The sequence below is a fragment of the Collimonas sp. PA-H2 genome, assembly GCF_002564105.1.
In the GTDB taxonomy this organism is placed as follows: domain Bacteria; phylum Pseudomonadota; class Gammaproteobacteria; order Burkholderiales; family Burkholderiaceae_D; genus Collimonas.
The window spans coordinates 2,118,378-2,144,062 of sequence record NZ_PDBX01000001.1; the positions used below are offsets into that span (position 1 = coordinate 2,118,378).

At 60.9% G+C, this 25,685-nt stretch carries 24 protein-coding genes; 2 read left to right on the forward strand and 22 right to left on the reverse strand.

What is annotated here, in order from left to right; all coding sequences use genetic code 11:
• Nucleotides 1–72 precede the first annotated feature (72 nt).
• Both creD and BCF11_RS09645 read left to right on the forward strand, forming a co-directional pair.
• Nucleotides 73–1,398: a cell envelope integrity protein CreD gene (creD, locus tag BCF11_RS09640; RefSeq protein ID WP_098494555.1), complete on the forward strand. Its 1,326-nt coding sequence runs from the start codon at nucleotides 73–75 to the stop codon at nucleotides 1,396–1,398.
• Between the two features lie 23 nt (nucleotides 1,399–1,421).
• Nucleotides 1,422–1,757: a hypothetical protein gene (locus BCF11_RS09645; RefSeq protein ID WP_098494556.1), complete on the forward strand. Its 336-nt coding sequence runs from the start codon at nucleotides 1,422–1,424 to the stop codon at nucleotides 1,755–1,757.
• Between the two features lie 9 nt (nucleotides 1,758–1,766).
• Here the strand turns inward: BCF11_RS09645 and BCF11_RS09650 are convergent, their stop codons facing one another.
• From BCF11_RS09650 to BCF11_RS09755, 22 genes are all read right to left on the reverse strand, one after another.
• Nucleotides 1,767–2,249, reverse strand: a complete 483-nt coding sequence (locus BCF11_RS09650; protein ID WP_098494557.1) for a YbaK/EbsC family protein — start codon at nucleotides 2,247–2,249, stop codon at nucleotides 1,767–1,769.
• A gap of 54 nt (nucleotides 2,250–2,303) precedes the next feature.
• Entirely contained in the window at nucleotides 2,304–3,089 is a 786-nt protein-coding gene (locus BCF11_RS09655; protein WP_098494558.1) for a basic amino acid ABC transporter substrate-binding protein, read from the reverse strand.
• A gap of 178 nt (nucleotides 3,090–3,267) precedes the next feature.
• Nucleotides 3,268–4,176 carry a hydroxymethylglutaryl-CoA lyase gene (locus BCF11_RS09660; RefSeq protein WP_098494559.1) on the reverse strand — a complete coding sequence of 303 codons (909 nt, stop codon included), beginning with the start codon at nucleotides 4,174–4,176 and terminating at the stop codon, nucleotides 3,268–3,270.
• 22 nt (nucleotides 4,177–4,198) lie between these two features.
• Entirely contained in the window at nucleotides 4,199–5,140 is a 942-nt protein-coding gene (locus BCF11_RS09665; protein WP_098494560.1) for a glyoxylate/hydroxypyruvate reductase A, read from the reverse strand.
• 125 nt (nucleotides 5,141–5,265) lie between these two features.
• Nucleotides 5,266–7,284 (reverse strand): acetyl/propionyl/methylcrotonyl-CoA carboxylase subunit alpha, encoded by a 2,019-nt coding sequence (locus BCF11_RS09670; protein WP_098494561.1) that lies wholly within the window; start codon nucleotides 7,282–7,284, stop codon nucleotides 5,266–5,268.
• Between the two features lie 20 nt (nucleotides 7,285–7,304).
• A complete protein-coding gene (gene bioB, locus BCF11_RS09675) occupies nucleotides 7,305–8,360 on the reverse strand; it encodes a biotin synthase BioB (RefSeq protein ID WP_369827741.1) in 1,056 nt (351 codons plus the stop codon).
• Nucleotides 8,361–8,395: 35 nt separating this feature from the next.
• Entirely contained in the window at nucleotides 8,396–9,139 is a 744-nt protein-coding gene (bioD, locus tag BCF11_RS09680) for a dethiobiotin synthase (RefSeq protein WP_098494563.1), read from the reverse strand.
• Nucleotides 9,132–10,514, reverse strand: a complete 1,383-nt coding sequence (gene bioA, locus BCF11_RS09685; RefSeq protein WP_255407809.1) for an adenosylmethionine--8-amino-7-oxononanoate transaminase — start codon at nucleotides 10,512–10,514, stop codon at nucleotides 9,132–9,134. The genes bioD and bioA overlap by 8 nt, the downstream gene beginning before the upstream one ends.
• Nucleotides 10,507–11,715, reverse strand: coding sequence for an 8-amino-7-oxononanoate synthase (gene bioF / locus BCF11_RS09690; RefSeq protein WP_098494564.1), 1,209 nt, complete (start codon nucleotides 11,713–11,715; stop codon nucleotides 10,507–10,509). The genes bioA and bioF overlap by 8 nt, the downstream gene beginning before the upstream one ends.
• Complete coding sequence (locus BCF11_RS09695; RefSeq protein ID WP_369827742.1) at nucleotides 11,708–12,961, reverse strand: cytochrome P450; 1,254 nt, start codon at nucleotides 12,959–12,961, stop codon at nucleotides 11,708–11,710. The genes bioF and BCF11_RS09695 overlap by 8 nt, the downstream gene beginning before the upstream one ends.
• 103 nt (nucleotides 12,962–13,064) lie before the next feature.
• Nucleotides 13,065–13,850, reverse strand: a complete 786-nt coding sequence (locus BCF11_RS09700; RefSeq protein ID WP_098494566.1) for an enoyl-CoA hydratase/isomerase family protein — start codon at nucleotides 13,848–13,850, stop codon at nucleotides 13,065–13,067.
• Nucleotides 13,847–14,362, reverse strand: a complete 516-nt coding sequence (locus tag BCF11_RS09705) for a DinB family protein (RefSeq protein ID WP_369827743.1) — start codon at nucleotides 14,360–14,362, stop codon at nucleotides 13,847–13,849. The genes BCF11_RS09700 and BCF11_RS09705 overlap by 4 nt, the downstream gene beginning before the upstream one ends.
• Nucleotides 14,359–15,282, reverse strand: a complete 924-nt coding sequence (locus tag BCF11_RS09710; RefSeq protein WP_098497410.1) for a S9 family peptidase — start codon at nucleotides 15,280–15,282, stop codon at nucleotides 14,359–14,361. Before BCF11_RS09710 ends, BCF11_RS09705 begins: the two co-directional genes overlap by 4 nt.
• A gap of 21 nt (nucleotides 15,283–15,303) precedes the next feature.
• Nucleotides 15,304–16,161 (reverse strand): hypothetical protein, encoded by an 858-nt coding sequence (locus BCF11_RS09715; RefSeq protein ID WP_143751287.1) that lies wholly within the window; start codon nucleotides 16,159–16,161, stop codon nucleotides 15,304–15,306.
• A gap of 81 nt (nucleotides 16,162–16,242) precedes the next feature.
• On the reverse strand, nucleotides 16,243–16,818 hold the full coding sequence (locus tag BCF11_RS09720; RefSeq protein ID WP_098494568.1) for a hypothetical protein: 576 nt from the start codon (nucleotides 16,816–16,818) through the stop codon (nucleotides 16,243–16,245).
• 35 nt (nucleotides 16,819–16,853) lie between these two features.
• Nucleotides 16,854–18,476 (reverse strand): carboxyl transferase domain-containing protein, encoded by a 1,623-nt coding sequence (locus BCF11_RS09725; protein ID WP_098494569.1) that lies wholly within the window; start codon nucleotides 18,474–18,476, stop codon nucleotides 16,854–16,856.
• A gap of 65 nt (nucleotides 18,477–18,541) precedes the next feature.
• Entirely contained in the window at nucleotides 18,542–20,236 is a 1,695-nt protein-coding gene (locus BCF11_RS09730; protein WP_098494570.1) for an AMP-binding protein, read from the reverse strand.
• A 47-nt stretch (nucleotides 20,237–20,283) separates the two neighbouring features.
• Entirely contained in the window at nucleotides 20,284–20,685 is a 402-nt protein-coding gene (locus tag BCF11_RS09735; RefSeq protein WP_098494571.1) for a YchJ family protein, read from the reverse strand.
• Entirely contained in the window at nucleotides 20,682–21,287 is a 606-nt protein-coding gene (locus BCF11_RS09740) for a 2-hydroxychromene-2-carboxylate isomerase (RefSeq protein ID WP_098497411.1), read from the reverse strand. The genes BCF11_RS09735 and BCF11_RS09740 overlap by 4 nt, the downstream gene beginning before the upstream one ends.
• A gap of 142 nt (nucleotides 21,288–21,429) precedes the next feature.
• Nucleotides 21,430–22,626, reverse strand: coding sequence for an acetyl-CoA C-acetyltransferase (locus BCF11_RS09745; RefSeq protein ID WP_098494572.1), 1,197 nt, complete (start codon nucleotides 22,624–22,626; stop codon nucleotides 21,430–21,432).
• A 108-nt stretch (nucleotides 22,627–22,734) separates the two neighbouring features.
• Nucleotides 22,735–24,540: a bifunctional isocitrate dehydrogenase kinase/phosphatase gene (gene aceK / locus BCF11_RS09750; protein ID WP_098497412.1), complete on the reverse strand. Its 1,806-nt coding sequence runs from the start codon at nucleotides 24,538–24,540 to the stop codon at nucleotides 22,735–22,737.
• On the reverse strand, nucleotides 24,540–25,481 hold the full coding sequence (locus tag BCF11_RS09755; protein ID WP_098494573.1) for a pyridoxal-phosphate dependent enzyme: 942 nt from the start codon (nucleotides 25,479–25,481) through the stop codon (nucleotides 24,540–24,542). The genes aceK and BCF11_RS09755 overlap by 1 nt, the downstream gene beginning before the upstream one ends.
• Nucleotides 25,482–25,685 lie beyond the last annotated feature (204 nt).

A 25,685-nucleotide genomic window follows, 5' to 3' on the forward strand; every position in this document is an offset into this window, starting at 1 on the left:
TCGTTTCACACATGCTCCGTACACTGGAAAGCAACGTGACCCCCTGTCACCTTGACCCGAACGAGAGAGACCATGAACCGACCTTTGCTACTCAAACTGCTGGCGATTATTGTGCTGACCCTGCTGATCCTGATCCCGTTGGGCCTGATCCGCGACACCGTGCAAGACCGCCAGCAGCACCGACAGGAGGCAATCGCCTCGATCGCCGCCAGCTATGCCGGCGGCCAGACCATTACCGGACCGGTGCTGGTGGTGCCGTACAAGATCAAGATCGATGAAGTGGCGCAGGATGCCGAAGGCAAGAAGATCTTCCGCAGCCGCAACGAAAACCGGCAATACCTGTTTTTCCCGAAAGACTTGCAGATGCAGGGTGAGCTGCTGCCGAACGAGCGTTATCGCGGCTTGCACAAGGTGCATGTGTATGAATTGCAGAGCAGCTTCAACGGCCGCATCGATTATCAGTTGCCGCCGGCCGCGCAACTGGCCGCTGAGCAAATCACCTTGTCGCATCCCTATCTGGCCATCGGTATCAGCGACGTGCGCGGCCTGCTCGGTGCGCCGCTGCTGAAAATAGGCGGCCAGGCCTTGCCGCTGGAGCAAGGCGCAGGTGGCCTGGGCAAAGGCATGCATGTAGCGTTACCACAACCGGGCCTGGCCGAAAGCGGCAGCCTGGACGTTTCGCTGGCCATGACCGTGGCCGGAACAGAAAGCCTGGCGATCACGCCGGTTGGCGACAGCAACCGTTTCGAACTATCTTCGAGCTGGCCACATCCGCAGTTCGGCGGCAGCTTCCTGCCGCGTACCCGCAGCGTCAGCGAGCAGGGTTTCCGCGCTGTGTGGGAGGTGTCATCGCTGGCTTCCAATGCACAACGCCAGTTGCGCAGCGGCGACGACAAGACGGGCGTGGAAGGCCTGGACATCCAGCTGGCCGAACCGGTGAATATTTATTCGCAGGCGGACCGCGCCACCAAATACGGCTTGCTGTTCGTACTGCTGACTTTCGTTGGATTCTTCATTTTTGAAATGATCAAGCAGCTGCCTATCCATCCCATCCAGTATCTGCTGGTAGGACTCGGACTGGCGATCTTCTTCCTGATACTGGTCAGCCTGTCCGAGCATATCGCCTTCTGGATGGCTTATCTTGCCGCCAGCGCCGCCTGCATCAGCCTGCTGACCTTTTACCTGAGCCAGGTGTTGCGCAGCGTTGCCCGCGGCCTGGGATTCGGCGCCATGCTGACGCTGTTGTACGGCACCTTGTACGGCCTGCTGATATCGGAAGACAACGCCCTGATGCTGGGCAGCCTGATGCTATTCGTGATCCTGGCCGTGATCATGATCGTCACCCGCAAGATCGACTGGTATCAGACAGCCGCACCGAACAAGCCTGAGATCGCTTAAGCGCCACAGACAAGGAGATTGCAATGGCAACCGGCATTCAAGTAAATCCAGATATATGGACCACGCGGGAACTGGGCCTTATCTTTCTATATGGATCGTTGTACCTGCTCAGCCTGACCTATGCAATATGGCAGGGATGTCGCGCCGCCAGCCAGCGATGGTACTGGATATGCTGCGCGATATTGATCGTGGCCGGCACGCTGACGATGATTTATGCCGTGCCAGATGCTCCTGACAGCGGCGAGATGCCACGGCAATTTGGACTTGGCGTCTGGCCGATGCTGTTCGGGTTGCTCGGCGCCGTGGCAGGCATCGCAGCGCATGCGCTGCGCCGCTTGTTCATGCGGCCGGGCCTATGATTCCTGGGTTCAGGTCCGCAGCGCAACGTCCGCCACCGGCGCCGCAGTCATGCTCACCAGCTGCCGTGGCGTCAGGTTGAATACGGCATGCGGATGTCCGGCAGCAGCCCAGACACTGTCCAGCTGCAGCAGATCCTGGTCGATCAGCATCAGCGTCTTGCCGACGTGGCCGATCGGGCAGACGCCGCCGATGGCATAGCCGATACGCTCCTTGACGAAGCGCGCATCGGCCTTGCCCAGCGGCCCGACAATGGCGGCAACCTTGGCTTCATCGACGCGGTTGCTGCCGCTGGCGACCACCATCACGGCAGCGTCATCGGCCAGGCGCCGGAACACGATAGATTTGGCGATCTCGGCCACGCTGCAGCCCAGGCCGGCGGCGGCTTCGGCGGAGGTCTTGCCGGTTGCAGGCAGCATCACGACCGGCCGGTCGTGTCCGATGGTAGTCAGCAGATCGGCAACGCGCTGTGCGCTTTCCGGTAATTTTTCCATACGATCGTCGTCTTATCCAAAAATGCGGTCCTGGCAAAACGCCGTGGCGGCGTCTTACTTGGCGGCGTCAAAATACTGGGCGTGCAGCTTGTCGTAGCTGCCGTCAGCCTTGATGGCGGCCAGGCCCTGGTTGATTTTTCCCAGCAATGCGGCATTACCCTTTTGCACCGCGATGCCGAAATATTCTTTCGGGAAATTATCGTCCGTCACCATGTGGATGCCCTTGACCTGATTGTTGGACAGATAATGCACCACCGCGCCCTTGTCGGCGATGACCGCGCTGACGCCGCCGGTTTCCAGCTCTTTCATGGCCAGCGGAGTAGATTCAAAACGTTTGATGTTTGCATTGTTGTCGCCCGCCAGCTTCTGCATCATTTCATCGCCGGTAGAGCCTTGCAGGACGCCAACCTTGAGCGGCTTGAGATCTGTGATCTTGCCGATCTTGGAATCGTTAGGCACCACGATCACCTGGCCGGCTTCGAAATAAGGATCCGAAAAATCGACAGTCAGCTTGCGCTTCTCGGTAATCGTCAGGCCGGAAACGATAATGTCGCGGTCACCCTGCGCCAGTGCGGTAAAGATGCCGTCGAAAGGCGTATTGACGAACTTGACCTTGAATCCTTCCTTTTCCGCGACCGCCTTCAGCACGTCGATATCGAAGCCCACCAGTTCCTTGTGCTCGTTTTCGTACTCGAATGGCGCATAGGTGGCGCCGGTGCCCACCACATATTCTTTCACCGCCGCGCTGGCGGCCGGTGCGTCTTCATGCTTGCTGCATGCGCTCAGTGCGCCCAGGGCCAGTACGGTCAGCAAGGCGGTTTTGATAAGAGTATGTTTCATGGTTCTTCCGTTTTCTGTTGATAGGCAAAGCTGATATGAGGGATTATGCACTAACGCCGGCAACAGCCGCACCAAACGGGTGCGCAAGGCAAGATGCAGAAATCCCCAGCTGGATTACAGCATCATCCATGCCAAGCACAGACATGCTGCCAAGAGGGGGCGGCTGTCCTTTCAGCTTTCAGCCGGCGCGCTTGGCGGCAATCGCATTACCCGCATGGCTGGCCGATTTGCGTCCCAGGTGGCGTGAAATGAACTGGCCGGCGTCGACCACCGCGTCCAGGTCGATGCCGGTTTCGATTCCCAGTCCCTGCATCAGGTACAGCACATCTTCCGAAGCCACGTTGCCGGTGGCGCCCTTGGCGTATGGACAACCGCCGAGGCCGGCGACGGAAGAGTGGTAGATCGAAATTCCGACTTCCAGGCTGGCGTAGATATTCGCCAGCGCCTGGCCGTAGGTATCGTGGAAATGACCGGACAGGCGCTCGATAGGAAATTCCTGCACCAGTCTTTGCATCACACTGTGGACTTTATTGGGCGTAGCGACGCCGATGGTGTCGGCGATATCGATTTCATCGCAGCCAAGGTCGCGCAGCCGATGCAGCACGTCGACCACGGAGTCGATCCCGACTTCGCCTTGATACGGGCAGCCGAACACGCAGCTGATGCTGCCGCGCAGGCGCTTGCCTTCCTGCTTGGCGAGCTTGGCGACATCGCGGAAACGTTCTATCGATTCCGCGATCGAGCAGTTGATATTCTTTTGCGAGAAAGCCTCGGACGCCGCGCCGAAGATCACCATCTCGTCGGCGCCGGCGGCCAGCGCCGCTTCCAGGCCTTTCATGTTCGGCACCAGGGCGGAATAGATCACACCCGGCTTGCGCTGGATGGCCGCCATCACTTCGGCCGAAGTAGCCATCTGCGGCACCCATTTCGGCGACACGAACGACGCCGCTTCGATGTTGACGAAGCCGGCCTTGGTGAGCTGGTCGACCAGCGCGATTTTCACGTCGGCCGGGATGGTTTCCTTTTCGTTCTGCAAGCCGTCGCGCGGACCGACTTCAACGATTTTCACTTTGCTGGGGAATGTCATTGCTTGCCTCTTATTTTGCTTATCAGTAGCCGTTGCTGCGATCGATGATGCCGCTCACCGCTTTACCATGTTCCAGCAACCGTATCTTGTCACTGATCTGCCGCACCGAATCCTCGTCCACCGTAATGGCCGAGATATGCGGGGTAATGCTGATGCGCGGCTCTTGCCAGAACGGATGGTCCGGCGCCAGCGGTTCCTGCTCGAAGACGTCCAGCGTCGCCGCGGCGACCTGTCCTTCCTGGATCAGCGCCAGCAGGTCGGCTTCGACCACATGGCCGCCGCGGGCGACGTTGATCAGGTAAGCGCCCTCCGCGCCTTTCTGCAATTTCTGCAGGTTTTCCCGGTTGACGATGCCGCGCGTGGCGTCAGTCAACGGCAGGATGCAAACCAGCACCCGCGACGCCCGCAGGAAATCGTCGAGCGCTTCAGCGCCGACAAAATTGCGTACGCCGGGGAGATCCTTGGGAGTGCGGCTCCAGCCATTCAGGGGAAATTCAAAATGATGCAATGCCGCGGCGATGCGCGAGCCAAGTACGCCGAGGCCAAGGATGCCGACGCTGAACTCGCGCTTGTCAGGTTCCGGCAACGGCTGCCAATCACGGCGCGCAGCCTGTTGCCGGTAAACGTCGTAGCGGCCGAAATAGCCGAGCACGGCATGCGTGACATAGCTGGCCATCTGGACCGCCATGCCGCCGTCTTCGATGCGGATCAGCGGCACGCCTGCTGGCAGCGCGTCGCCCAGTTTCAGGATGGCGTCGACGCCGGCGCCCAGGTTGAATATCGCTTTGAGATCGTGGCGTCCCTGCAGCATCGCTGCCGGCGGACGCCATACCAGGGCGTAATCGGCGGGAGCGTTGTCGCCTTCCTGCCAGCAGCGGATTTCAGCTTGCGGCAATGCTTTGCCGAAGTCGGCGATCCAGGTCTCGAAGTCACTGCCTGGGGGTACGTAACACAGGAGTTTCACTGTTTGGTCCTCTTGCTTTTACAACGCGAATGCTATGGCATTTACTCCGTGGTCCGTTAACTGGGGTCAGAGTTTTTTTGCGACGATGAAGCTGTCGCAAAAAAACTCTGACCCCACTTAACTCCTTATGCTGGTTTGAATACCAGCAGCTGTGCCGATTCGCTCACCTGGTCGCCCACCGCGTACAGCAGTTCCTCGACCAGTCCATCGGCGGGGGCGGCGATGGTGTGTTCCATTTTCATCGCTTCCATGATCAGCAATGGTGCGCCTTTTTTCACTTGTTCGCCTTGCGTCACCAGCAGCGCGACGATCTTGCCCGGCATCGGCGCGGTGAGGCGGCCGCCTTCGGCTTCGGCGTCGCCGGCGTGCAGCAGCGGATCGAGATAGCCCAGCGTGTACTGGCTGCCTGCGTAAAACACGTGGAACTGTTCGCCTTCGCGCACCACGGTGCCGGCCACGGTGCGGTCGCCGAGGCTGATTTCAATCTCGTTGCCGGCTTGATGCAGCACCGTCATCTGGCGGAAACTCTCGCCCTGCAGCTGCGCATGGTGCAACAGCCAGCGGCCGCTTTCATACATGACGTCCAGCGCTTCGGGCTGGTCACCGTCGGTAAAGGCGAGCCGGCGCTGCAGGTTGCTGTTCAGGCGCCAGCCGTCGGTGCTGGTCCATGGATCGCTGCCAGCGTTCTTGACGGCATTGCGTTCCGACAGCAGCAGCGACGCCGCCGCCAGCGCCAGTACTTCAATCGCCGCCGGCGCGGCTGCCGGAAACAGCGCGTCGTGATGGCGTTCGATCAGGCCCGTATCCAGGTCCGCTTGCGAAAACGCCTGGCTGCCGATCAGGCGCTGCAGGAATTTGACGTTGCTGGCCAGGCCGACGATCTGATATTGCGCCAGCGCGGTCGCCATTGCCGCCAGCGCCTGCTCCCGGTCCGTGCCCCAGACGATCAGTTTGGCGATCATCGGATCATAGAACGGCGAAATGGCGTCGCCTTCGCGCACACCGGAATCGATGCGTACGATACTGGCGGCGGACTGGCTGACTTCGAATGCGCTTGCTGCCGGCGTACGCAAATGGCGCAGGGTACCGATCGACGGCAGGAATCCCTTGTCCGGATTTTCTGCGTAGATGCGCGCTTCCAGCGCGTGGCCGTTCAGTTTCAGCTGATCCTGCTGCAGCGGCAGCGGCTGGCCGGAGGCTACCCGCAATTGCCATTCCACCAGATCAAGGCCGGTGATCATTTCCGTCACCGGATGCTCGACCTGCAAGCGCGTGTTCATTTCCATGAAATAGAAAGAACCGTCCTGGTTAGCGATGAACTCGACCGTGCCGGCGCCGACATAGCCGACCGCCTTGGCCGCCGCCACCGCGGCTTCGCCCATGGCGCGCCGGCGTTCCGCCGTCATGCCCGGCGCCGGCGCTTCTTCCAGGACCTTTTGATGGCGCCGCTGTACCGAGCAGTCGCGTTCGAACAGGTAGACGCAGTCGCCCTGGCTGTCGGCAAATACCTGGATCTCGATGTGGCGCGGACGCGTCAGATACCGTTCCACCAGCACCTTGTCGTCGCCGAAGCTGTTGATCGCTTCACGCTTGCAGGAAGCCAGCGCAGCCTTGAAATCGGCGCTTTGCTCAACGATGCGCATACCCTTGCCGCCGCCGCCAGCGCTAGCTTTAAGCAGCACCGGGTAAGTAATTTTGTCGGCTTCGCTCTGCAGGAATTCCGCATCCTGGTTGTCGCCATGATAGCCAGGCACCAGCGGCACCTTGGCTTTTTCCATCAAGGCCTTGGCGGCGGACTTCGAGCCCATGGCGGAAATCGCGCTGGCCGGCGGGCCGATGAACACCAGGCCGGCTTTGGCGCAGGCTTGTGCAAACCGTGCGTTCTCGGACAGGAAGCCGTAGCCCGGATGAATCGCCTGCGCACCGGTGGCCAAAGCCACTTCGATGATCTTGTCGGCGCGCAGATAGCTTTCCTTGGCCGCGGCCGGGCCGATCAGCACCGCCTCGTCGCATACCGCGACGTGCTTGGCGCCGGCGTCGGCGTCGGAATAGACGGCCACGGTCTTGATGCCCATGCGCCGGGCAGTGGCTGCCACGCGGCAGGCGATCTCGCCGCGGTTGGCGATCAGGATTTTGGTAAACATGTGGTCTCCCCCTTTTATATTTATTGTTTCTGGGTGTTGTCGGCGGCGGCGTCAGCGGTGACTTCGCAGCGCGCGTCGAACGCCGAGGAGCGCGAATGCATGCCGAGTTTTTCCAGCAAGGCGCGGTCTTCTTCCACTTCCGGATTGCCGGTGGTGAGCAGCTTGTCGCCGTAGAAAATCGAGTTGGCGCCAGCCAGGAAGCACAGCGACTGGATCGCTTCACCCATCTGGCGGCGGCCGGCCGACAGACGCACCCATGCCTTAGGCATGGTGATGCGCGCTACCGCGACGGTACGCACGAATTCAAACAGGTCGATCGGGTCGATGCCGTGCAAAGGCGTGCCTTCGACCTGCACCAGGTTATTCACCGGCACCGATTCCGGATACGGTTCCAGGTTGGCCAGCTGCGCCACCAGGCCGGCGCGCTGCAGGCGCGATTCGCCCATGCCGACGATACCGCCGCAGCAGACCTTGATGCCGGCGCCGCGCACGCTGTCGAGCGTGTCCAGGCGGTTCTGGTAATCGCGGGTGGTGATGATGTCGCCGTAGATTTCCGGCGCGGTATCCAGGTTGTGGTTGTAGTAATCGAGGCCGGCGCCCTTCAGGCGTTCCGCCTGGCCTTCGCCCAGCATGCCCAGGGTGGCGCAGGTTTCCAGGCCGAGGGCCTTCACTTCACGGACCATTTCTTCGACCTTTTCCAGGTCGCGGTCCTTCGGCTCGCGCCATGCCGCGCCCATGCAGAAACGGGTAGCGCCGTGCGCCTTGGCCTGGCGCGCCGCTTCCAGCACGGTATCCAGCGGCAGGATTTTTTGCGCGGTGACGCCAGTGTCGTAGCGCGCTGCCTGCGGGCAGTAGCCGCAATCTTCCGGACAACCGCCGGTCTTGATCGACAGCAGCGTCGCCAGTTCGACTTCGTTCGGATCGAAATTTTCGCGATGCGTCTGCTGCGCCTTGAACATCAATTCGTTGAACGGCAGGTTGAACAGTTCCAGCACTTTCTCTACCGGCCATTTAGCGTCTTCAGGGAACACCATAGGTTTGGCGGCAGGATGTAATGTAATTGCTTGCGATGACATGATCAGACTTCCTTTGTATTGAGGGAATAAGTTTATTAAGAGCGATTGCCGGATGGCTCAGGCCAACCCGGCAAACTGGAAAAATTCAAATGACTGGCTGCCGCCGCGGTCAGCGCCTTGGCCGGCAAGGCATCCATGCGCGGCACGTGGCCCAGCAGCGGCGCCGCTATGCGGCTGCTGAGCGCGGTGATATTGGCGTCGCCATTCAGCATGTGGACATCGGCCGTATTGGCGACCCAGCCGGCCAGGCGCAAGCCGCGCGCGGCGATCGCTTCCACCGTCAGCATGGCGTGGTTGATGCAGCCCAGCCGCAAGCCGACTACCAGCACCACCGGCAAGCCAAGCTGCTGCGCCAGGTCGGCGGTGTCTTCGCGGTCGTTGAGCGGCACGCGGAAACCGCCGACGCCTTCGACCACCAGCGCATCGGCCTGCTGCGCCAGCTGTTGATAACACGACAGAATATGGGATACCTCGATGGTTCTGTTCTCTTGCGCCGCGGCGATGTGCGGCGCGGTCGGCTGTTGCAGCAGAAACGGTGTGGTCAGTTCCTGCGGCAACGCTACGCTGGCTTCCGCCGCCAGGATATCGGCATCGTCGTTATGCCAGACGCCGTCACGCAATACGGCGCCGGCCGCCACCGGCTTCATGCCGGCGCTGCGCACGCCGGTTTTTGTCAGCGCATGCAGCATGGCGCTGGCGATCAGCGTCTTGCCGATTTCGGTATCGGTGCCGGCGATGAACCAGGCAGCTTTTGCTTGATTGGTAATAACGTCAGTCATGGCCGATCACGCTTTCAAAAACGGCGGCGGTGCGTGCACCCAGCAAGGCGATTTCTTCATCGTCCAGGATATACGGCGGCATCAGGTAGACGGTCTTGCCGATCGGCCGCATCAGCAATTCATGTTCCACTGCGCTGCTGAAAAAGCGCCGCGAAAATGTGGCTGCCTGCGCCTTGCTTTCGATCACCGCATCGAAGGCCCAGATCATGCCGCGCTGGCGGAAGTGCTTTACTTTCGGATGCTGCGCCAAGGGCGCCAATGCCGCGCTGATTTTTTGCGCGCGCAGGCGGTTGGCGTTGAGCACATCGTCTTCCTCGAAGATCGCCAGCGTCGCCAGGGCGGCGCGGCAAGCCAGCGGGTTGCCGGTGTAGGAATGCGAATGCAAGAAGCCGCGGGCGACGTCGCTGTCGTAGAAGGCCTGATAGATTTCGTCGCGCGTCATCACTAGCGACAAGGGCAGGTAGCCGCCGCTGATGCCTTTCGACAGGCAGAGGAAATCCGGCCAGATCGGTGTTTCGCCAGGCAGCGCAGCCTGTTCGGCAGCAAAGAAGGTGCCGGTGCGGCCGCAGCCGACTGCGATCTCGTCAAAGATCAGGTGCACTTTGTAGCGGTCGCACAAGGCGCGCAGTTCGCGCAGATAAACCGGGTCGTGCATCGCCATGCCGGTGGCGCATTGCACCAACGGCTCGATGATGACGGCAGCGATGTGGCTGGAGCGTTGCTGCAACAATTTTTCCAGCACCGCGGCAGCGCGATGGGCAACCTCGGCGGCGCTTTCACCGTCGCGCGCGGCGCGCGCATCGGGCGAGGCCACCACGTGCGCCTGCCGCAGCAAGGGGCCGTAGGCATCGCGGAAAAGCGGCACGTCGGTTACCGCCAACGCGCCTATGGTTTCGCCGTGATAGCTACCCTTGAGACAGACGAATTCCTGCTTGTCGCCGTAGCCGGCATTACGCCAGGCGTGGAAACTCATCTTCAACGCAATCTCGACCGCCGAAGCGCCGTCCGAGGCATAGAAGCAATGCCCCAGCACATGGCCGGTGCGCGCCGCCAGCTGTTCCGACAGCCGTACCACCGGTTCATGGGTAAAGCCGGCCAGCATCGCATGTTCCAGCTGGTCGAGCTGGTCCTTCAGGGCGGCATTGATGCGCGGATTGGCGTGGCCGAACAGATTGACCCACCAGGAGCTGATCGCATCCAGGTAACGCTTGCCGTCGGTGTCGTAAAGCCAGGCGCCGCGGCCGCGGCTGACCGGGATCAGCGGCACCGATTCATGATGCTGCATTTGCGTGCACGGATGCCAGACGCTGTCCAGGCTGCGCTGAACCAGGTCCGGCTTAGGTACAGGTATATGTGCAGGTATATTTTTATTCAACGGTATTCCTTGCCATGCCGCCCACATCAGCGCCGGCACGTTTCTTTGCCAGTGCATGCAATGCGCTGATCAATTGATCTACTTGTTCGTTACTGTGCGCCGCCGACAACGAGATGCGCAGGCGCGCCGTATCCTTGGGCACGGTGGGCGGCCGGATCGCCGGTACCCAGATGCCCTGCTCGCGCAAACCTTCCATCAGGTCCAGCGCCAACTGGTTGTCTTCGACGATCAGGGCTTGCACCGCCGTTGCCGACGGCAGCAAGGGCCATGGCAAACTGGCCAGGCCGTTGCGCAGCCGCGCGATCAGCTGCTGCAGATGCTGCTGCCGCCAGTCTTCCGTCTGCATCAGCCGGACCGCCGCCAGCAGGGCGCTGGCCAGCAGCGGCGGACTGGCGGTCGTGAAGATATAAGTACGGGCGCGCTGCAGCAGCCATTCTATCAAGGTCGCATCGCCGGCGACAAAGGCGCCGGCCACGCCGGCAGCCTTGCCCAGCGTCCCCATGTACAGGATGCGCTCCGACTTCAGTCCGAAATGGGCGACGCTGCCGCGCCCTTGCGGCCCCAGCACGCCGAAACCATGGGCGTCGTCGACCAGCAGCCAGGCATCGTATTTCTCGCACAAGGCCAGCAGTTCAGGCAGCGGTGCGATGTCGCCGTCCATGCTGAAGATAGCGTCGGTAACCACCAGCTTGCGCGGATGCGTGCTCTTTGCCAGCAGCTGTTCCAGCCGCGCTACATCGTTGTGCGGATAAATGCGGAACTGGGCGCCGGACAGACGGGCGCCGTCGATCAGGCAAGCGTGATTCAAGCGGTCCGAGAACACCACGTCGCCGGCGCCGACCAGCGCCGGAATGGTGCCCATATTGGCCATGTAGCCGGTGGAAAAATGCAGCGCGCGCGGCATGCCGACGAAATCGGCGAGCGTCTGCTCCAGCTCTTCCACCACGCTGGTATGGCCGCTGATCAGCGCCGAGGCGCTGGCGCCGACGCCGTACTTGTCCAGCCCCGCCTGTGCTGCCGCATGCAGGGCGGGATGATTGGCCAGGCCGAGATAATCGTTATTGCAGAAAGCCAGGTACTGGCGGCCGTCGACTTCCAGCAAGGGTCCTTGCGGGCCGTCGACGACGCGGCGCTTGCGCAACAGCTTTTGCTCTTGCAGCGCATCCAGCTGGGCGCGGATCTGCTTCAGCAGCTCAGGCATAGTCGGCTTCCACTGCCGATGCGCGAGCCGCCTGCGCCGGATGAGCGAATTGCAAAGGCAAGGCGTTCAGGCTGCGATATACGGCATTCCCGCCCCACGACTGCGTAGCGCCGGCCAGCCGCAACTGCGGCAAACGCCGCATCACGCTGCGCATGGCGATTTCCGCTTCCAGGTAGGTCAGCGTGGCGCCGATGCAGACATGCGGGCCGTAGCCGAAGGACAGATGGGCGCCCTCGTTGCGCTGGATGTCGAGCCGGTCCGGCTCGCTGAACTTGGCCGGATCGCGGTTGGCGGCGCCGATCAGCGGGATCACCAGGTCGCCCTTTTTCATTACCCTGCCATGCATCTCGACGTCGACCTTGAGGCGACGGCCGGTATATTGCACTGGGCTGTCGAAACGCAGCAACTCCTTCAGTGCCGACGGCAACAAGGATGGATCTGCTTGCAACGCCTGCCATTGCTGCGGATGCTGCAACAGCGCCAGCATGCCGTTGCCGAGCAGGTTGCGGGTGGTTTCATGGCCGGCGAACAGCAGGGTGCAGCATTGCGCCAGCAATTCCTTGGTAGTGATGATGCCGCCCGTCGCTTCCGCGCGGATCAGCTGGCTCATCAGATCGTCACCCAAGGCCGCGCGCCGTTGCGGCAGCAGTTGGCGGAAATACTCGTTCATCGCGATCAGGCTGACCTGGGCGGCGCGGGCAATCTCCAGGGTCGGCGTCGGGCTGCCGATGAAAGCCGCGATATCGTCGGACCAGGCGACGAAATCGCTGCGGTCTTCGGCGGCGATGCCGAGCATGCTGGCGATCACCAGCGCCGGCAGCGGACGGGCGAAATCGCGCATGAAGTCGAACTGAGCAAACTGCCCGGACGGCATAGCGGCAGCTTTTGCCAATACCTGATCCAGCAAACGGTCGACAATAATTTGTATCTGTGGAGCAAGTTCTTGCAGGGCTGCAGGCTTGAAACCCGCATTCATTACCTGCCGCAAACGGGTGTGCTGCGGAGCGTCGACGAACAGCAGCGAACGCGAAAAGATGCGCTTGAATTCGCGCAGCTCGGTCAGCGCTTCCGGCCCGCTGCTGTTGGCCCAGCCGCCGGCACGGCGCACCGAGAAGCGCGGATCGCGCAGCACACTGGCGACATCGGCGTGACCGGTCAGCAGCCAGGCGCCGCCGCAGAACTCCGGGCTCCAATGCAGCGCGCCCTCGGCACGCAGGGCGTGGTAGGCGGGGTATGGATCTTGCAAAAAATCTTCGTTAATCATTTGTTATCGCATTTACTCTCTTTTTCAGCCTTGATTCGGCAAAATCACAGCCGCAAGGACGAGATTGTATGTGATCGCGCCGCAATCACTGCAGCCAGGACGGTTTACGCTTCTCCAGGAAGGCGCGCACGCCCTCCCGTCCTTCGGTGGAAGCACGGATTTTCGCAATCTCTTCGACGGTGTCGGCGATCATGGTTTCGCTCAGCGGCTGCCCGGCAATCGAGCGCACCAGGCGCTTGGCTTCGCTGACCGCATTCGGACTTGCCGCCAGCAAGGCCTTGAGCAGCAGGTTGACGCTGTCATCGAGTTTTTCCGCCGTGCTGACTTCATGCACCAGGCCGAGCCGCTGTGCGGTCTCGGCGGAGAAGCGTTCAGCGGTAATAAAGTAGCGGCGCGCGGCCGACTCGCCGATGGACTTGATGACATAAGGTGAAATGGTGGCCGGGATCAGGCCGATTTTCACTTCCGACAGGCAAAACTGCGCTGCTTCGACCGCCACCACGATATCACAGGCGGCAACCAGTCCGAGGCCGCCGGCGTAGCAGTCACCTTGCACCCGAGCAACTACAGGCTTGGGACATTGGTAAATGGTGCGCAGCATGCTTGCCAGCTGTGCGGCGTCGGCGCGGTTCTGCTCCGGCGTGTAATCCGCCATCGCCTTCATCCAGTTGAGGTCGCCGCCGGCGCAGAATGCCGGGCCATCAGCCGCCAGCACGATCGCCCGCACCTGCTCGCTGCCGCCCAGTTCGAGGAAGGCATGGGTGATCTCGGCAATCATGGTTTCATTGAAGGCGTTACGCACTTCCGGCCGGTTGAGTACGATAGTGGCAACCTGCCCTGCCTGTTGTATTACTAAAGTCTGATAAGTCACTGTTTGATCTCCGTTGGCTGAATCGCTACAGCCCAATAAATAAAATCGAGTTCCGGACAGGCACGGCCCATTGCGGTCAGCGCCGCCGTAATCTGACCTCTGTGATGGGTTGCATGATTGAATACGTGGCCGAGCACCGCCATGAAAGGCGCCACGGCTGGCTCCCCGGATGCTCGCGTGTAATGTAAATTGCCGTCATAACTTTGCTGCGGCTGTGTAGCCAGCCAGGAACTCCAGCGCCTGGAGGCCTTGGCCAGTGCATTGCCAAGCGCCGCGCGCTCGCTTTCAAGTTCGGAATCGAGCGGCACGATGGGTGAATTTTCTTTGGCAATACGCGCATACCAATTGCGTTCGCCGACCAGCATATGGTTAAGCGTGCCATGGATCGAAGCGAAATACAGCCCGCAATCGCGGCGGTATTCCTCCTCGCTGATGGCATCGATATGTCCAAGCAGTTTCGTGGTGGCCCAGAGGTGATAGCTGGCCAGCGCGGCAAAATAACTATTCATCATTTACTCACCGGCTCCGCGGCAAACCCTACACGATCCAGGAAGGCGGCCACCACCGGCGCCCAGACCTTGGTCCCGGAGGAGAACAGGAAATGCCCGTTCTTGCCAAACGGCGGCAGCAGTTTGTATTCGGCCTGGCCGCCGGCCCTGGTGAAGGCCGCATGCCATTGCTGGCTGTATTGCGGCCCGAAGAACAAGTCGTTCTCGGTGTAGACCCAAAGCATCGGCGCCTTGCTGGTCTTGCCGAATTCGGCATACATGCTCTCCAGCTTGCCTCCCTGGCAAGGCACGCCGGGATGTTTGTCCGGGTCGCCGCCGGCGCCGCCGGCAAAATTGATCGCCGCCACCAAACCCGGCGGCATGCGGGCAGCAGTCGCGGTGGTGGTATAACCGCCTACCGATTGCCCTACCAGCAGCACGCGCTCCGGATTGATGTAAGGCTGGCGCCTGGCGTAGTCGAGCACAGCCAGCACTTCCGCACTGGCTGCCGCGGCCATCGGCGCATAGTCTTTCTGGTTACAGCCGCCGCTTTCCTCGGGATCGGGCTCGACGCCGGTATCGCCATAGCCTAGCCGGGTCGGCACGAACACGGCAAAGCCGCGCTCGGTGAAGAAACGCACCTGCTGCGTATAGCGGAAACGAGGCGGCTTGGAGCGGTCGGTAGCGCTGCGGCCGTGATTGATGATCGCCAGCGGGAATGGCCCGGCGCCGGCCGGCTTGAATTGTGTGACGATGATGTCGCCGCTGACGCTGCGGCCGTAGAAATTCTTGACCGTCACCGGCAGCCTGGCGACGGTTTCATTCAGATCCTGCGCCAGCGGCTGTGCCGAAGCATGGCTAACCCAGACGCACAGGCACAGGCCGGCGCAAACCGCGGCAAAAGACGCGGTCCGCCGGCTATGTGAGCGTATGGATTTATCCATGATCATTCAATTGCTTGCATATTATTCGCCTTGCGGAGCGCGGCCGGCCGGCGCATTCGGTTGCTGCAACTGGCTTGCCGCCGCACCGGGGTGATACACCACGGCGTTATCGACCGCGTACAGCTGGCAGTTTTTAGCGCCGTGGTTATAGCAGCTCTGCAAAGCCCGCAGGGCAGGATCTCTTGACACATTCGGGTCAGGCGGCGTGCCCCAGGATTGCCATACGAAGCCGTCCTCCGCCACCACAAAAGCGCGCGGACCGGTCCTGGTCAGCCATAACTGGTATACCTCGCGGCCACGCTGGTCCAGGAACGGCACTTGCTGCACGTCGTTGATGTCGGCGTAGCCGGACGCCGGCGGCATCAGGCGCGGCGGCGCCACTACCGCATTGCCACCGTAACCGCGCTCGATCTTGGCCAGCTTGGCCTTGAGATCAACCACCGAGCGCGTCATGCCGGCATGGCATTCATACTGGGTGGTGCTGTCCATGACCGCCAGATGGTCGTAGAAACTGACGATCCCGACCACCGCATTGGCGCCGCTATTGCGTGCCTGCTTGACCAGATCGATCACGGCATTTTGCAAAGCCATTCTGCAGACCGCGGCATCGTCGGTGGAAATGGTGCGATAGTTGGGCTTGGCCTCTCCCCTGGCGAACACCTCTTGCGACAGCACGGTCGCGCCATCTGGCACGGCAGCGCCGAAGCCGATCGACAGATCGCTGCCGAGCGCCTGCTGCACCACGCGCTGCGAGACGGCCTCGCTCAGCGGCAGCAGCATTTTGGTATTGCGTGCCTGCGCTAAGGTCGGCGCCAGCGCGCTGGCCAACAGGCAAACAAAGGCTGGGGCAAGATATGATTTCTTCAAAGATGTGAGCATGATTATTTTTTTATATCCCTGTGAATAATTAACCTGTGAAACCTTTAGCGTCTCGCCTGCCCGCTCCTATGCTCAAAATTCTCAGAACTGACTTTTACCCGTGGCATTACCAGCAGCGGGTACCGCGACAGGCTGTGACGACTGCTCGGCGCTGGCGCCAAAGCCCTCCACCCGCGCCAGCCGCGCCTTCAGGTCCACCACCGCGCGGGTAGTGCCGGCATGACATTCATAATCGCTGACGCTATCCATGATCGCGCCGTGGTTGTAGTAGCTGACGATGCCCACCACTGCATTGGCGCCATTCGCGCGCGCCCGTTGCACCAGGTAAACCAGCGCCTGTTTTAGTGCCTTGTTGCAGACGATATCGTCTTCGTAGCCGTTCTTGAAGCTAGGCTGGATCTCGCCGCGGATCACAATCTCGCCCGGCAACACGGTCATCCCTTCCGGTATGGCGGAACCGAAGACGAAGGCCATATCGCCGCCGCTGACCGCCGCACTGCCTTCAGCCGCCGGCGCCTGCTGCGCGGTCTTCGGCGAGACCACCGGGCCGACCGGCAGCACCAGCCTGGTATTGCGGGCTTGCGCCGTACCTTGCCAGCAGATGGCAGCAAGCACGCAGGTCAAAATGAAATGACGTCTATTTGTGAATTTGAACATTTTTATTTTCTTATCCCTGTTTATGCACCAGCCGCTTACATCCGGAACACGCCGAATTTGGTATCAGCAATCGGCGCATTCAAAGCAGCGCTCAAACCCAGCCCCAGTACCCGGCGCGTATCGGCCGGATCGATCACCCCGTCGTCCCACAGGCGGGCGGACGCGTAATACGGATGGCCTTGATGTTCGTACTGGTCGCGGATCGGCTTTTTGAAAGCCTCTTCTTCCTCGGCGCTCCAGCTGCCGCCCTTGCCTTCGATGCCGTCGCGCTTGACGGTAGCCAGCACGCCGGCGGCCTGCTCGCCGCCCATCACTGAAATGCGCGCGTTAGGCCACATCCACAGAAAGCGCGGCGAGTAGGCGCGGCCGCACATACCGTAGTTGCCGGCGCCGAAGCTGCCGCCGATGATCACGGTCAGCTTCGGCACCGAAGTGGTAGCCACCGCGGTCACCATCTTGGCGCCGTTGCGGGCGATGCCTTCATTTTCGTAGCGGCGGCCAACCATGAAGCCGGTGATGTTTTGCAGGAACACCAGCGGAATCTTGCGCTGCGAGCAGAGTTCGATGAAGTGCGTGCCCTTCAGGGCGGCTTCGGAAAACAGGATGCCGTTGTTGGCGATGATGCCGACCGGCATGCCGTAGATGTGGGCGAAGCCGCAGATCAGCGTGGTGCCGTAGCGCGCCTTGAATTCATCGAACTCGCTGCCGTCGACCACGCGCGCGATCACTTCGCGCACGTCGAACGGCTTGCGGGTGTCGACCGGAATCACGCCGTACAGTTCGTGCGCTGGATATTTCGGTTCCACCACCGGCCGCAGCAGCGGGCCTTGCGGCTTTTGCCGGTTCAGGTTGGAGACGATGGTGCGCGCCAGCGACAGCGCGTGCATATCGTTCTGCGCCAGGTGATCGGCCACGCCCGACAGACGGGTATGGACATCGCCGCCGCCGAGGTCTTCGGCGCTGACGACTTCACCGGTGGCGGCTTTCACCAGCGGCGGACCGGCCAGGAAAATCGTGCCCTGGTTCTTGACGATGATCGATTCGTCGCTCATCGCCGGCACATAGGCGCCGCCGGCGGTACAAGAACCCATCACCACGGCGATCTGCGGAATGCCCTTGGCCGACAGGTTGGCCTGGTTGTAAAAGATGCGGCCGAAATGGTCACGGTCTGGGAAGACTTCGTCCTGATTGGGCAAGTTGGCGCCGCCGCTGTCGACCAGGTAGATGCAAGGCAGGTTGTTCTGCTCGGCGATTTCCTGCGCCCGCAAGTGTTTCTTGACGCTGAGCGGATAGTAGGTACCGCCCTTGACCGTGGCGTCATTGCAGACCACCACGCATTCCTGGCCGGCGATGCGGCCGATGCCGGTGATCACGCCGGCGGCCGGCGCGGCGTCGCTGCCGTCCTTGTCCTTGTAGACGTGGTAGGCCGCAAGCTGGGAAAACTCCATGAAGGGCGTGCCTGGATCGAGCAGCATCTGCACGCGGTCGCGCGGCAGCAATTTGCCGCGCGCCACATGCTTGCTGCGCGCCGCCTCGCCGCCGCCTTCGGCAATCTGCGCGACTTTCTGGCGCAGGTCGTCGACCAGCAGGTTGAGGGCGCCGGCGTTTTGCTGGAATTCTTCGCTGCGTGGATTCAGCTTGCTTTCTAACTGGGGCATTGCAATGTCCTTTTATAAATCTGATGTCTCTGATGTTGTCGTGGAATACGGTGCTTAGGCAGTGCTCAGGCGGTGCGGACGTCGTTGAGATGCAGCTCGTCCTTCATCGCTTCGCGGATCTTGAATTTCTGTATCTTGCCGGTGACGGTCATCGGGAAAGCCGCAACAAAACGGATGTAGCGCGGCACCTTGTAGTAAGCGATCTGGCCCTGGCAAAAATCGCGTATAGCTTGTTCGTCCGCACTCAGTCCCGGGCGCAGGATGATCCAGGCGCACAATTCCTCGCCATATTTCGGGTCCGGCACGCCGACCACCTGCACGTCTTGCACGGCTGGATGGCGGTACAAGAACTCTTCTATCTCGCGCGGGTAGATATTCTCGCCGCCGCGTATCACCATGTCTTTCATGCGGCCGACGATGTTGACGTAGCCTTCCGCGTCCATCACCGCCAAGTCGCCGGTATGCATCCAGCCTTCGGCGTCGATCGCTTCGCGCGTTTTTTCAGCATCGCCCCAGTAGCCGTGCATCACCGAATAACCATGTGTGCACAGTTCGCCGGAACTGCCGATAGGCATGATGGCGCCGGATTCCGGATCGATGATTTTCACCTGCAGATGCGGCTGCACAGTGCCGACCGTCGATACCCGCTTTTCCAGCGGCGTATCGGTCATGCTCTGGCAACTGACCGGGCTGGTTTCGGTCATGCCGTAGGCAATCGTGATCTGCTCCAGGTGCATGTCGCGCACCACGCGTTTCATCACTTCGATCGGACAGGGCGAGCCGGCCATGATCCCGGTGCGCAAGGTCGACAGGTCGAACTCGGCAAAGCGCGGATGGTCGAGCTCGGCAATAAACATGGTCGGCACGCCGTGCAAGCCGGTGCAGCGTTCTTCCTGCACCGCCTGCAGTACGGCAAGCGGCTCGAAACCGTCATTCGGATAAATGATGGTGGCGCCATGCGTCAGGCAGGCCAGATTGCCCAGCACCATGCCGAAGCAGTGATACAGCGGCACCGGGATGCACAGGCGGTCGGCGGCAGTCAGCTTCATCGCTTCGCCGATGAAAAAGCCGTTGTTAAGGATATTGCGGTGGGTCAGCGTCGCGCCCTTGGGAAAGCCGGTAGTGCCGCTGGTGAACTGGATATTGATAGGATCGGTGGCGCGCAAGCCGTTGCCGATCTCTGCCAGCCGCGGATCGGCTGCATCGCCGCCGGCGATCAGGTCGGCGAAGCGCAGCATGCCGGGCACCGCATCGCTGCCGAGCTGGATCACGGTTTTCAGGGTCGGCAGCCGCGCGGCCTGTAAAGCGCCCGCTTGTGCAGCGGCCAGCTCCGGCGCCACGCTGCGTATCATTTCCAGGTAGTCGCTGGTCTTGAAGCTGGTCATCGAGATCAATGCCTTGCAGCCGACATTGTTGAGCGCATATTCCAGCTCGCTGACACGGTAGGCGGGATTGATATTCACCAGGACGATGCCGGCATAGGCGGTGGCCAGCTGCGTCAGCAGCCACTCGGCATTGTTGTGCGACCAGATGCCGATGCGGTCGCCCGGCTGCAGGCCAAGCTTGAGCATGGCGCTGGCCAGGCGCCGCGCTTCATGCTGCAGCTGGCGGTAGCTGAAGCGGATGTTCTGATGGCGCGACACCAGCGCGTCGTTGTCTGGAACCCGCGCTGCCATGCCGTCGAAAAATGCGCCTATGGTCTGCTCGATCAGCGGCGTATCCTGGCGGCCGCTGTCAATACTGGAAATTAACTGCTTCATGATCTTGTCTCCTGTTTGCCTTGCTTACCTTTTCCGGGCTTGCTTTATTATTTTTCCGGAAAACTGCCGTCGACATAAAACCACCGCGATACGCCCGCTGCATCGGGCTCGCGCACGAAACGGCTGACCTCATGCAGACGATGGGCGCGGCCGCCGGTCTTGTAGCGCGCCACAAACTCGACGATGGCACTGTCGCCATCTGCCTCATGCCTGCGCACCTCCAGCCCCAGCCATTTCAAGCCGGCTTCCGCCACGACCGGCTCAGCCGATCGGGTGCTGGCATGCCAGGTCGCCTGCAGATAGGCGCCGTTATCCATCACATAGGCGCTATAGCGTGAGCGCATCAGCGCCAGCGCCGTCGGCGCCACTTCCTTGCCCGCGTGATAGCGGCCGCAGCATTGCGCGTATTTGCCGCCGCCGCAGGGGCAGTCTACGATTGCAGCCGTCAAATCTTGCCATCCCGCATGAATGCTTCGAGCTGATCGAAACGGTCGAAACCCCAGAACGCTTCGCCGTCGACGATCACGAACGGCGAGCCGAACACGCCGCGCGCCATCGCCAGGTCGACTTCGGCTTTCAGCTGGTTCTTGATCGGCAGGCTGTTGATGCCGTCCATCAGGCCGTTGGTGTCGATGCCGCTGCGGTGGCCGACTTCCAGCAGATGCATCGGTTCGCCGATATTGATGCCGTCGACAAAATAAGCCTGGTAAATCTGCTTGGCGAACTTGTTGGCCTTGTCCTCCCCTTGCCTGCCGCGCACCCACAGCACGGCGCGCGCCGCTGCCTGGGTCGAGATCGGGAAGGCGCTCGGGCGGCTGTAGGGAATGCCGTGGAAACGCGCGCTGCGCTCGAAATCGTGGAACGAGTAATCGCCCTTGATCGGCACCTGCGGCAAAGGCAGCGAACCGGTGGTCTTGAACACCGGGCCGAGCAGAATCGGATGCCATTCGACATCGCGCTTGTATTTTGCCGCCAGTTCATCGATGCGGGTGGCAGCGAAGTAACCGTAGGGGGACGAAAAATCAAAGTAGAAATCAATTGCAGCGGCCATATTCATTACCTTGTTTAAATCGCAATTCATGAAGTCAAATAACAAAGATCAGCGTGAATCCGCGGCAAAGCCACGGAAAAACGCTGATCCTTTGATGCTTGCTTGCTACGGTGCTATGCGGACGTCCTGCAACTTCGAACTATCAGACCAGTTCAACGGCAATCGCCGTGCCTTCGCCGCCGCCGATGCACAGTGACGCCACGCCGCGCTTGAGACCCTTGGCCTTCAGTGCGCCCAGCAGCGTGACGATGATGCGCGCGCCGGAAGCGCCGATAGGATGGCCTAGAGCGCAAGCGCCGCCGTGGACGTTGATCTTGTCATGCGGGATGTCGTGTTCTTTCATGGTTGCCATCGGCACCACGGCGAACGCTTCGTTGACTTCATACAGATCGACGTCGCTGTGCTTCCAGCCGACTTTCTTGTACAGCTTTTCAATCGCGCCGACCGGTGCGGTGGTGAACCATTCCGGTTCTTGCGAGTGGCTGGTGTGACCGAGGATGCGGGCAATCGGCGTGCAGCCGAGTTTCTTGGCGGTCGATTCGCGCATCAGCACCAGCGCCGCAGCGCCGTCGTTGATGGAGGACGAGGAAGCGGCAGTGATGGTGCCGTCCTTCTTGAACGCCGCGCGCAGCGACGGGATCTTGTCGATCTTGGCTTTTTGCGGACCTTCGTCCTTGTCGATCACCACTTCGCCGGCACGGCTGGTGACTGTCACCGGGGCGATTTCCCATTTGAAGGAGCCGTCGGCGGTAGCTGCCTGCGCGCGCTGCACCGAAGCGATTGCAAAGGCGTCCTGGTCGGCGCGGCTGAAATGGTATTTGGAGGCGCATTCTTCGCCGAAAGTACCCATCGAGCGGCCGCCGCCGTTTTCGCCCTTGGAATAGGCATCTTCCAGGCCGTCCAGCATCATGTGATCGAAAATCATGCCGTGGCCGATACGGTAGCCGCCGCGTGCTTTCGGGATCAGGTAAGGCGCATTGGTCATCGATTCCATGCCCCCGGTGACTACGACTTCGTTAGTCCCTGCCAGCAGGGAGTCGAAGCCGAACATGGTGGCTTGCATGGCCGAACCGCATACCTTGGAGATAGTGGCAGCATTGGTGCCGACCGGCAGGCCGGCCTTGATGGTTGCCTGGCGCGCCGGCGCCTGGCCCTGGCCCGCTTGCAGCACATTGCCGAACAACACGGCGTCGACTTGTTCCGGCTTCAGGCCGGCGCGCTCTACCGCGGCCTTGATTGCCACGGCGCCCAGATCAGTGGCGGTCAACGCCGCAAAATCACCCTGAAACGCACCCATTGGAGTACGTGCTGCACCGACGATAACGATTGGGTCATTCATGTTGCTTCTCCAGATTATGACAACTTGTCAGCCGCTGCGGCTACCACCTTGATCCGCGATGTCCGCTTACGGCCTTGCTGCCTGGTTGGTTAAAAATAATGCGATTAACTACGATGTCTGTGTTGCTGCTGGTGCTGACTGGCTAACGGGCTTATAGGTGAAACGGCATTCCTGCGGATAAGGAAAGACATCGTCGAAATGCCCTTCCTGTATGTGCTGCTTGCGTTGTTGCCAATATTGCTGAGTTAGCAAATCGGCATGATGCTTGATAAAGTACTTCTTCACGTTTGGATTTCCGAGAAGAAATACCCCGAACTGTTCCGGAAAGACGTCGTTTTTGGCGATCGAATACCAGGGTTCGGCCGACATTTCATCTTCTTCATTGCGCGGCTGCGGGATCACGCGGAAATTGCAGTCGGTAATGTATTCAATCTCATCATAGTCGTAAAACACGACGCGGTTGTGACGCGTCACGCCAAAATTTTTGTACAGCATGTCGCCCGGAAAGATATTCGCGGCGACCAGTTCCTTGATGGCGTTGCCGTATTCGGTAATGCCATGTTCGAGCGCTGCCTGGTCGTCGTTTTGCTCGGCATTGCTGAGGTAGATATTCAACGGCACCATGCGTCGTTCGATGTACAGGTGCTTGATGATGATTTCGTCGCCGTCTTCTTCCACCACCGAAGGCGCCACCTGCTTCAGCTCGGCCAGCAGTTCGTCGGCGAAACGGGCGCGCGGGAAGGCCACGCTGGAATATTCCAGGGTATCGGCCATGCGGCCGACGCGGTCGTGGTGCTTGACCAGCAGGTATTTTTCCTTGACCAGGGCATTGGTGGTTTCCTTCGGCGCCGGAAAAAAGTCCTTGATGACCTTGAACACGTAGGGAAACGAAGGCAAGGCGAACACCACCATGACCAGCCCGCGGATACCGGGAGCGATCTCGAAATTGTCCGAAGAATGCCGCAAATGGCGCAGGAAATCGCGGTAAAACAGCGCTTTTCCCAGCTTTTGCAAACCCAGGATGGTGTAGATCTCGCTGCGCGGCTTGTTCGGCAGCAGGCTGCGCAGGAATTGCACATAGGCTGACGGCACTTCCATGTCGACCATGAAATAGGCGCGCGTGAAAGAAAACAGGATGGTCAGGATCTTATTGTCGAACAGCACCGCGTCCAGCACCAGCTTGCCGTCGCGGTCGTGCAGGATAGGCACCACGAAGGGATATTCGCGCGGACCGTTGATCATCTTGCCGACCACGTAGGCGCCCTTGTTGCGGTAAAACGCGTTCGACAAGACCTGGATCTGGTGATTCGGCTCCAGCGGCGTGTCGCCGAAGGCCTGGCGGATGCGCTCCTCGGCCAGCGTGATGTCGCGGTCGAGGTCGGCGAACGGCCGCTGCAACTGCAAATTGGTAATTAAACGCTTGAGCGTATAGTGCAGGCCGTCCTTGGCCGGGTAATACACGCGGTAAGTCGGCAGCGCTTCGTCGGTGTCGATATATTCGGTCGACACCGCCGGCCGCACGAAGATGAAATCGTTGTGGAAATAGGTGCGGTGCAGGATATTGCAGCAGACTGAATTGAAGAAGGTTTCCGCCAGCTCCGGCTGCTTGTGATAGGTCAGCATGCCGATATAGTGCAGCTTTACCTCGCGCCAGACCTCGTCGGTCAGGTCGCCCTGGTCGTATTCGTCTTCCAGCGCCTGCACGCATTCGCGCACCCGCGCATCGTAGAAACCGATGCGTTCGCGCGCGGCCAGCTGGGCGGTTTTCCAGTCGGCGTCTTCAAAATGCTGCTTGGCTAATTGGCTGGCCGCGCGGAACAAACGATAATGCTTGTCGAAACCGTCCAAGATCATGCGCGCGGTATCGAAAGCGATCTGCGACGACAATAATTTCGGAAAATTTCCAGAGGTGATCACAGCGAGAACCGTTCCTTCCAGCCTGCCAGCATAGCCAAACTGACGCCGATGCCGCCGCAGACCACGATCAGCGGCCGCTTGTAAGGCGCCAGCACCGGCAGATTCTCATACGCCACCGCCAGCGCCGCGCCGCAAGCCGGCTCGACCAGGGTGCGCATCTGGTCGGCGAACTGCAGCGCCGCGGAAACTGCCTGGGCATCGCTGACCACCACGCTGTGGACCTCATGGCGCTGGGTCCAGGCGAAACATTCGGCGGCCACGCGCTTGGCGGCCAGGGTGGAGGCAATCGAGGTAATCGCCGGCAGGCTGACCAGCTCACCCGCGCGCACCGCGGCGTTGAGCGAAGCGGCGCCATCGGTTTCCGCCGCAATCAGCGGGATGTGCGCCAGGCCGTTGCGATGCAGGCCGCTCAGCACGCCGCTCATCAGGCCGCCGCCGCCCACGGAACAGACGACGACATCGAATTCCACACCCAGCTCGCGCGCCTGCAGCACCGCTTCATCGATCATGGTGGCGTTGCCATCCCAGATGTCGGGATGGTCGAAAGGCGGGATGTAGACGCTGCCGGGCTGCTCGCAGAGCTGCAGCGCCAGCTGGTTGGCTTCGTCCCAGACCGCGCCGTGCACGATCACCTCGGCGCCGATGTCGCGGATGCGCTGGCAGACCGAGGCGGCGGTGCTTTCAGGGACGACGATGGTGGTCTTGATGCCGAGCGCAGCGCCGGCGAAGGCAGCGGCAAAGCCGGCGTTGCCGCCGGACGGACACACCAGGTGGCTAGCGCCGGCCGCTACCGCGCGCTGGCATAGCAGGCCGATGCCGCGCAGCTTGAAGGAGCCGGCCGGCTGGGTGTTTTCCATCTTCAGCAACACGATCTTGTCGAGCGCGACGGAAAGTTGCGGATGTCGCAGTAATGCGGTGTGAATATGCAGTGAAGTCATGTTCTTGACGTTGTTGCCTTTTTTTCAATTGTGCCATTAAACAAGGAAATCACAAAACCCGTCCTGATGTCACTTCATTCTTATTGTGTCTAAGCTGCCCCGTCCAGGCGACCCCCAACTACGCGTCCCGGCCTCGTCGGCCCCGGCTACGCGCCCCGGTCATTCCCGCGAACGCGGGAATCCATGTTGATTGCTATCGTTGCC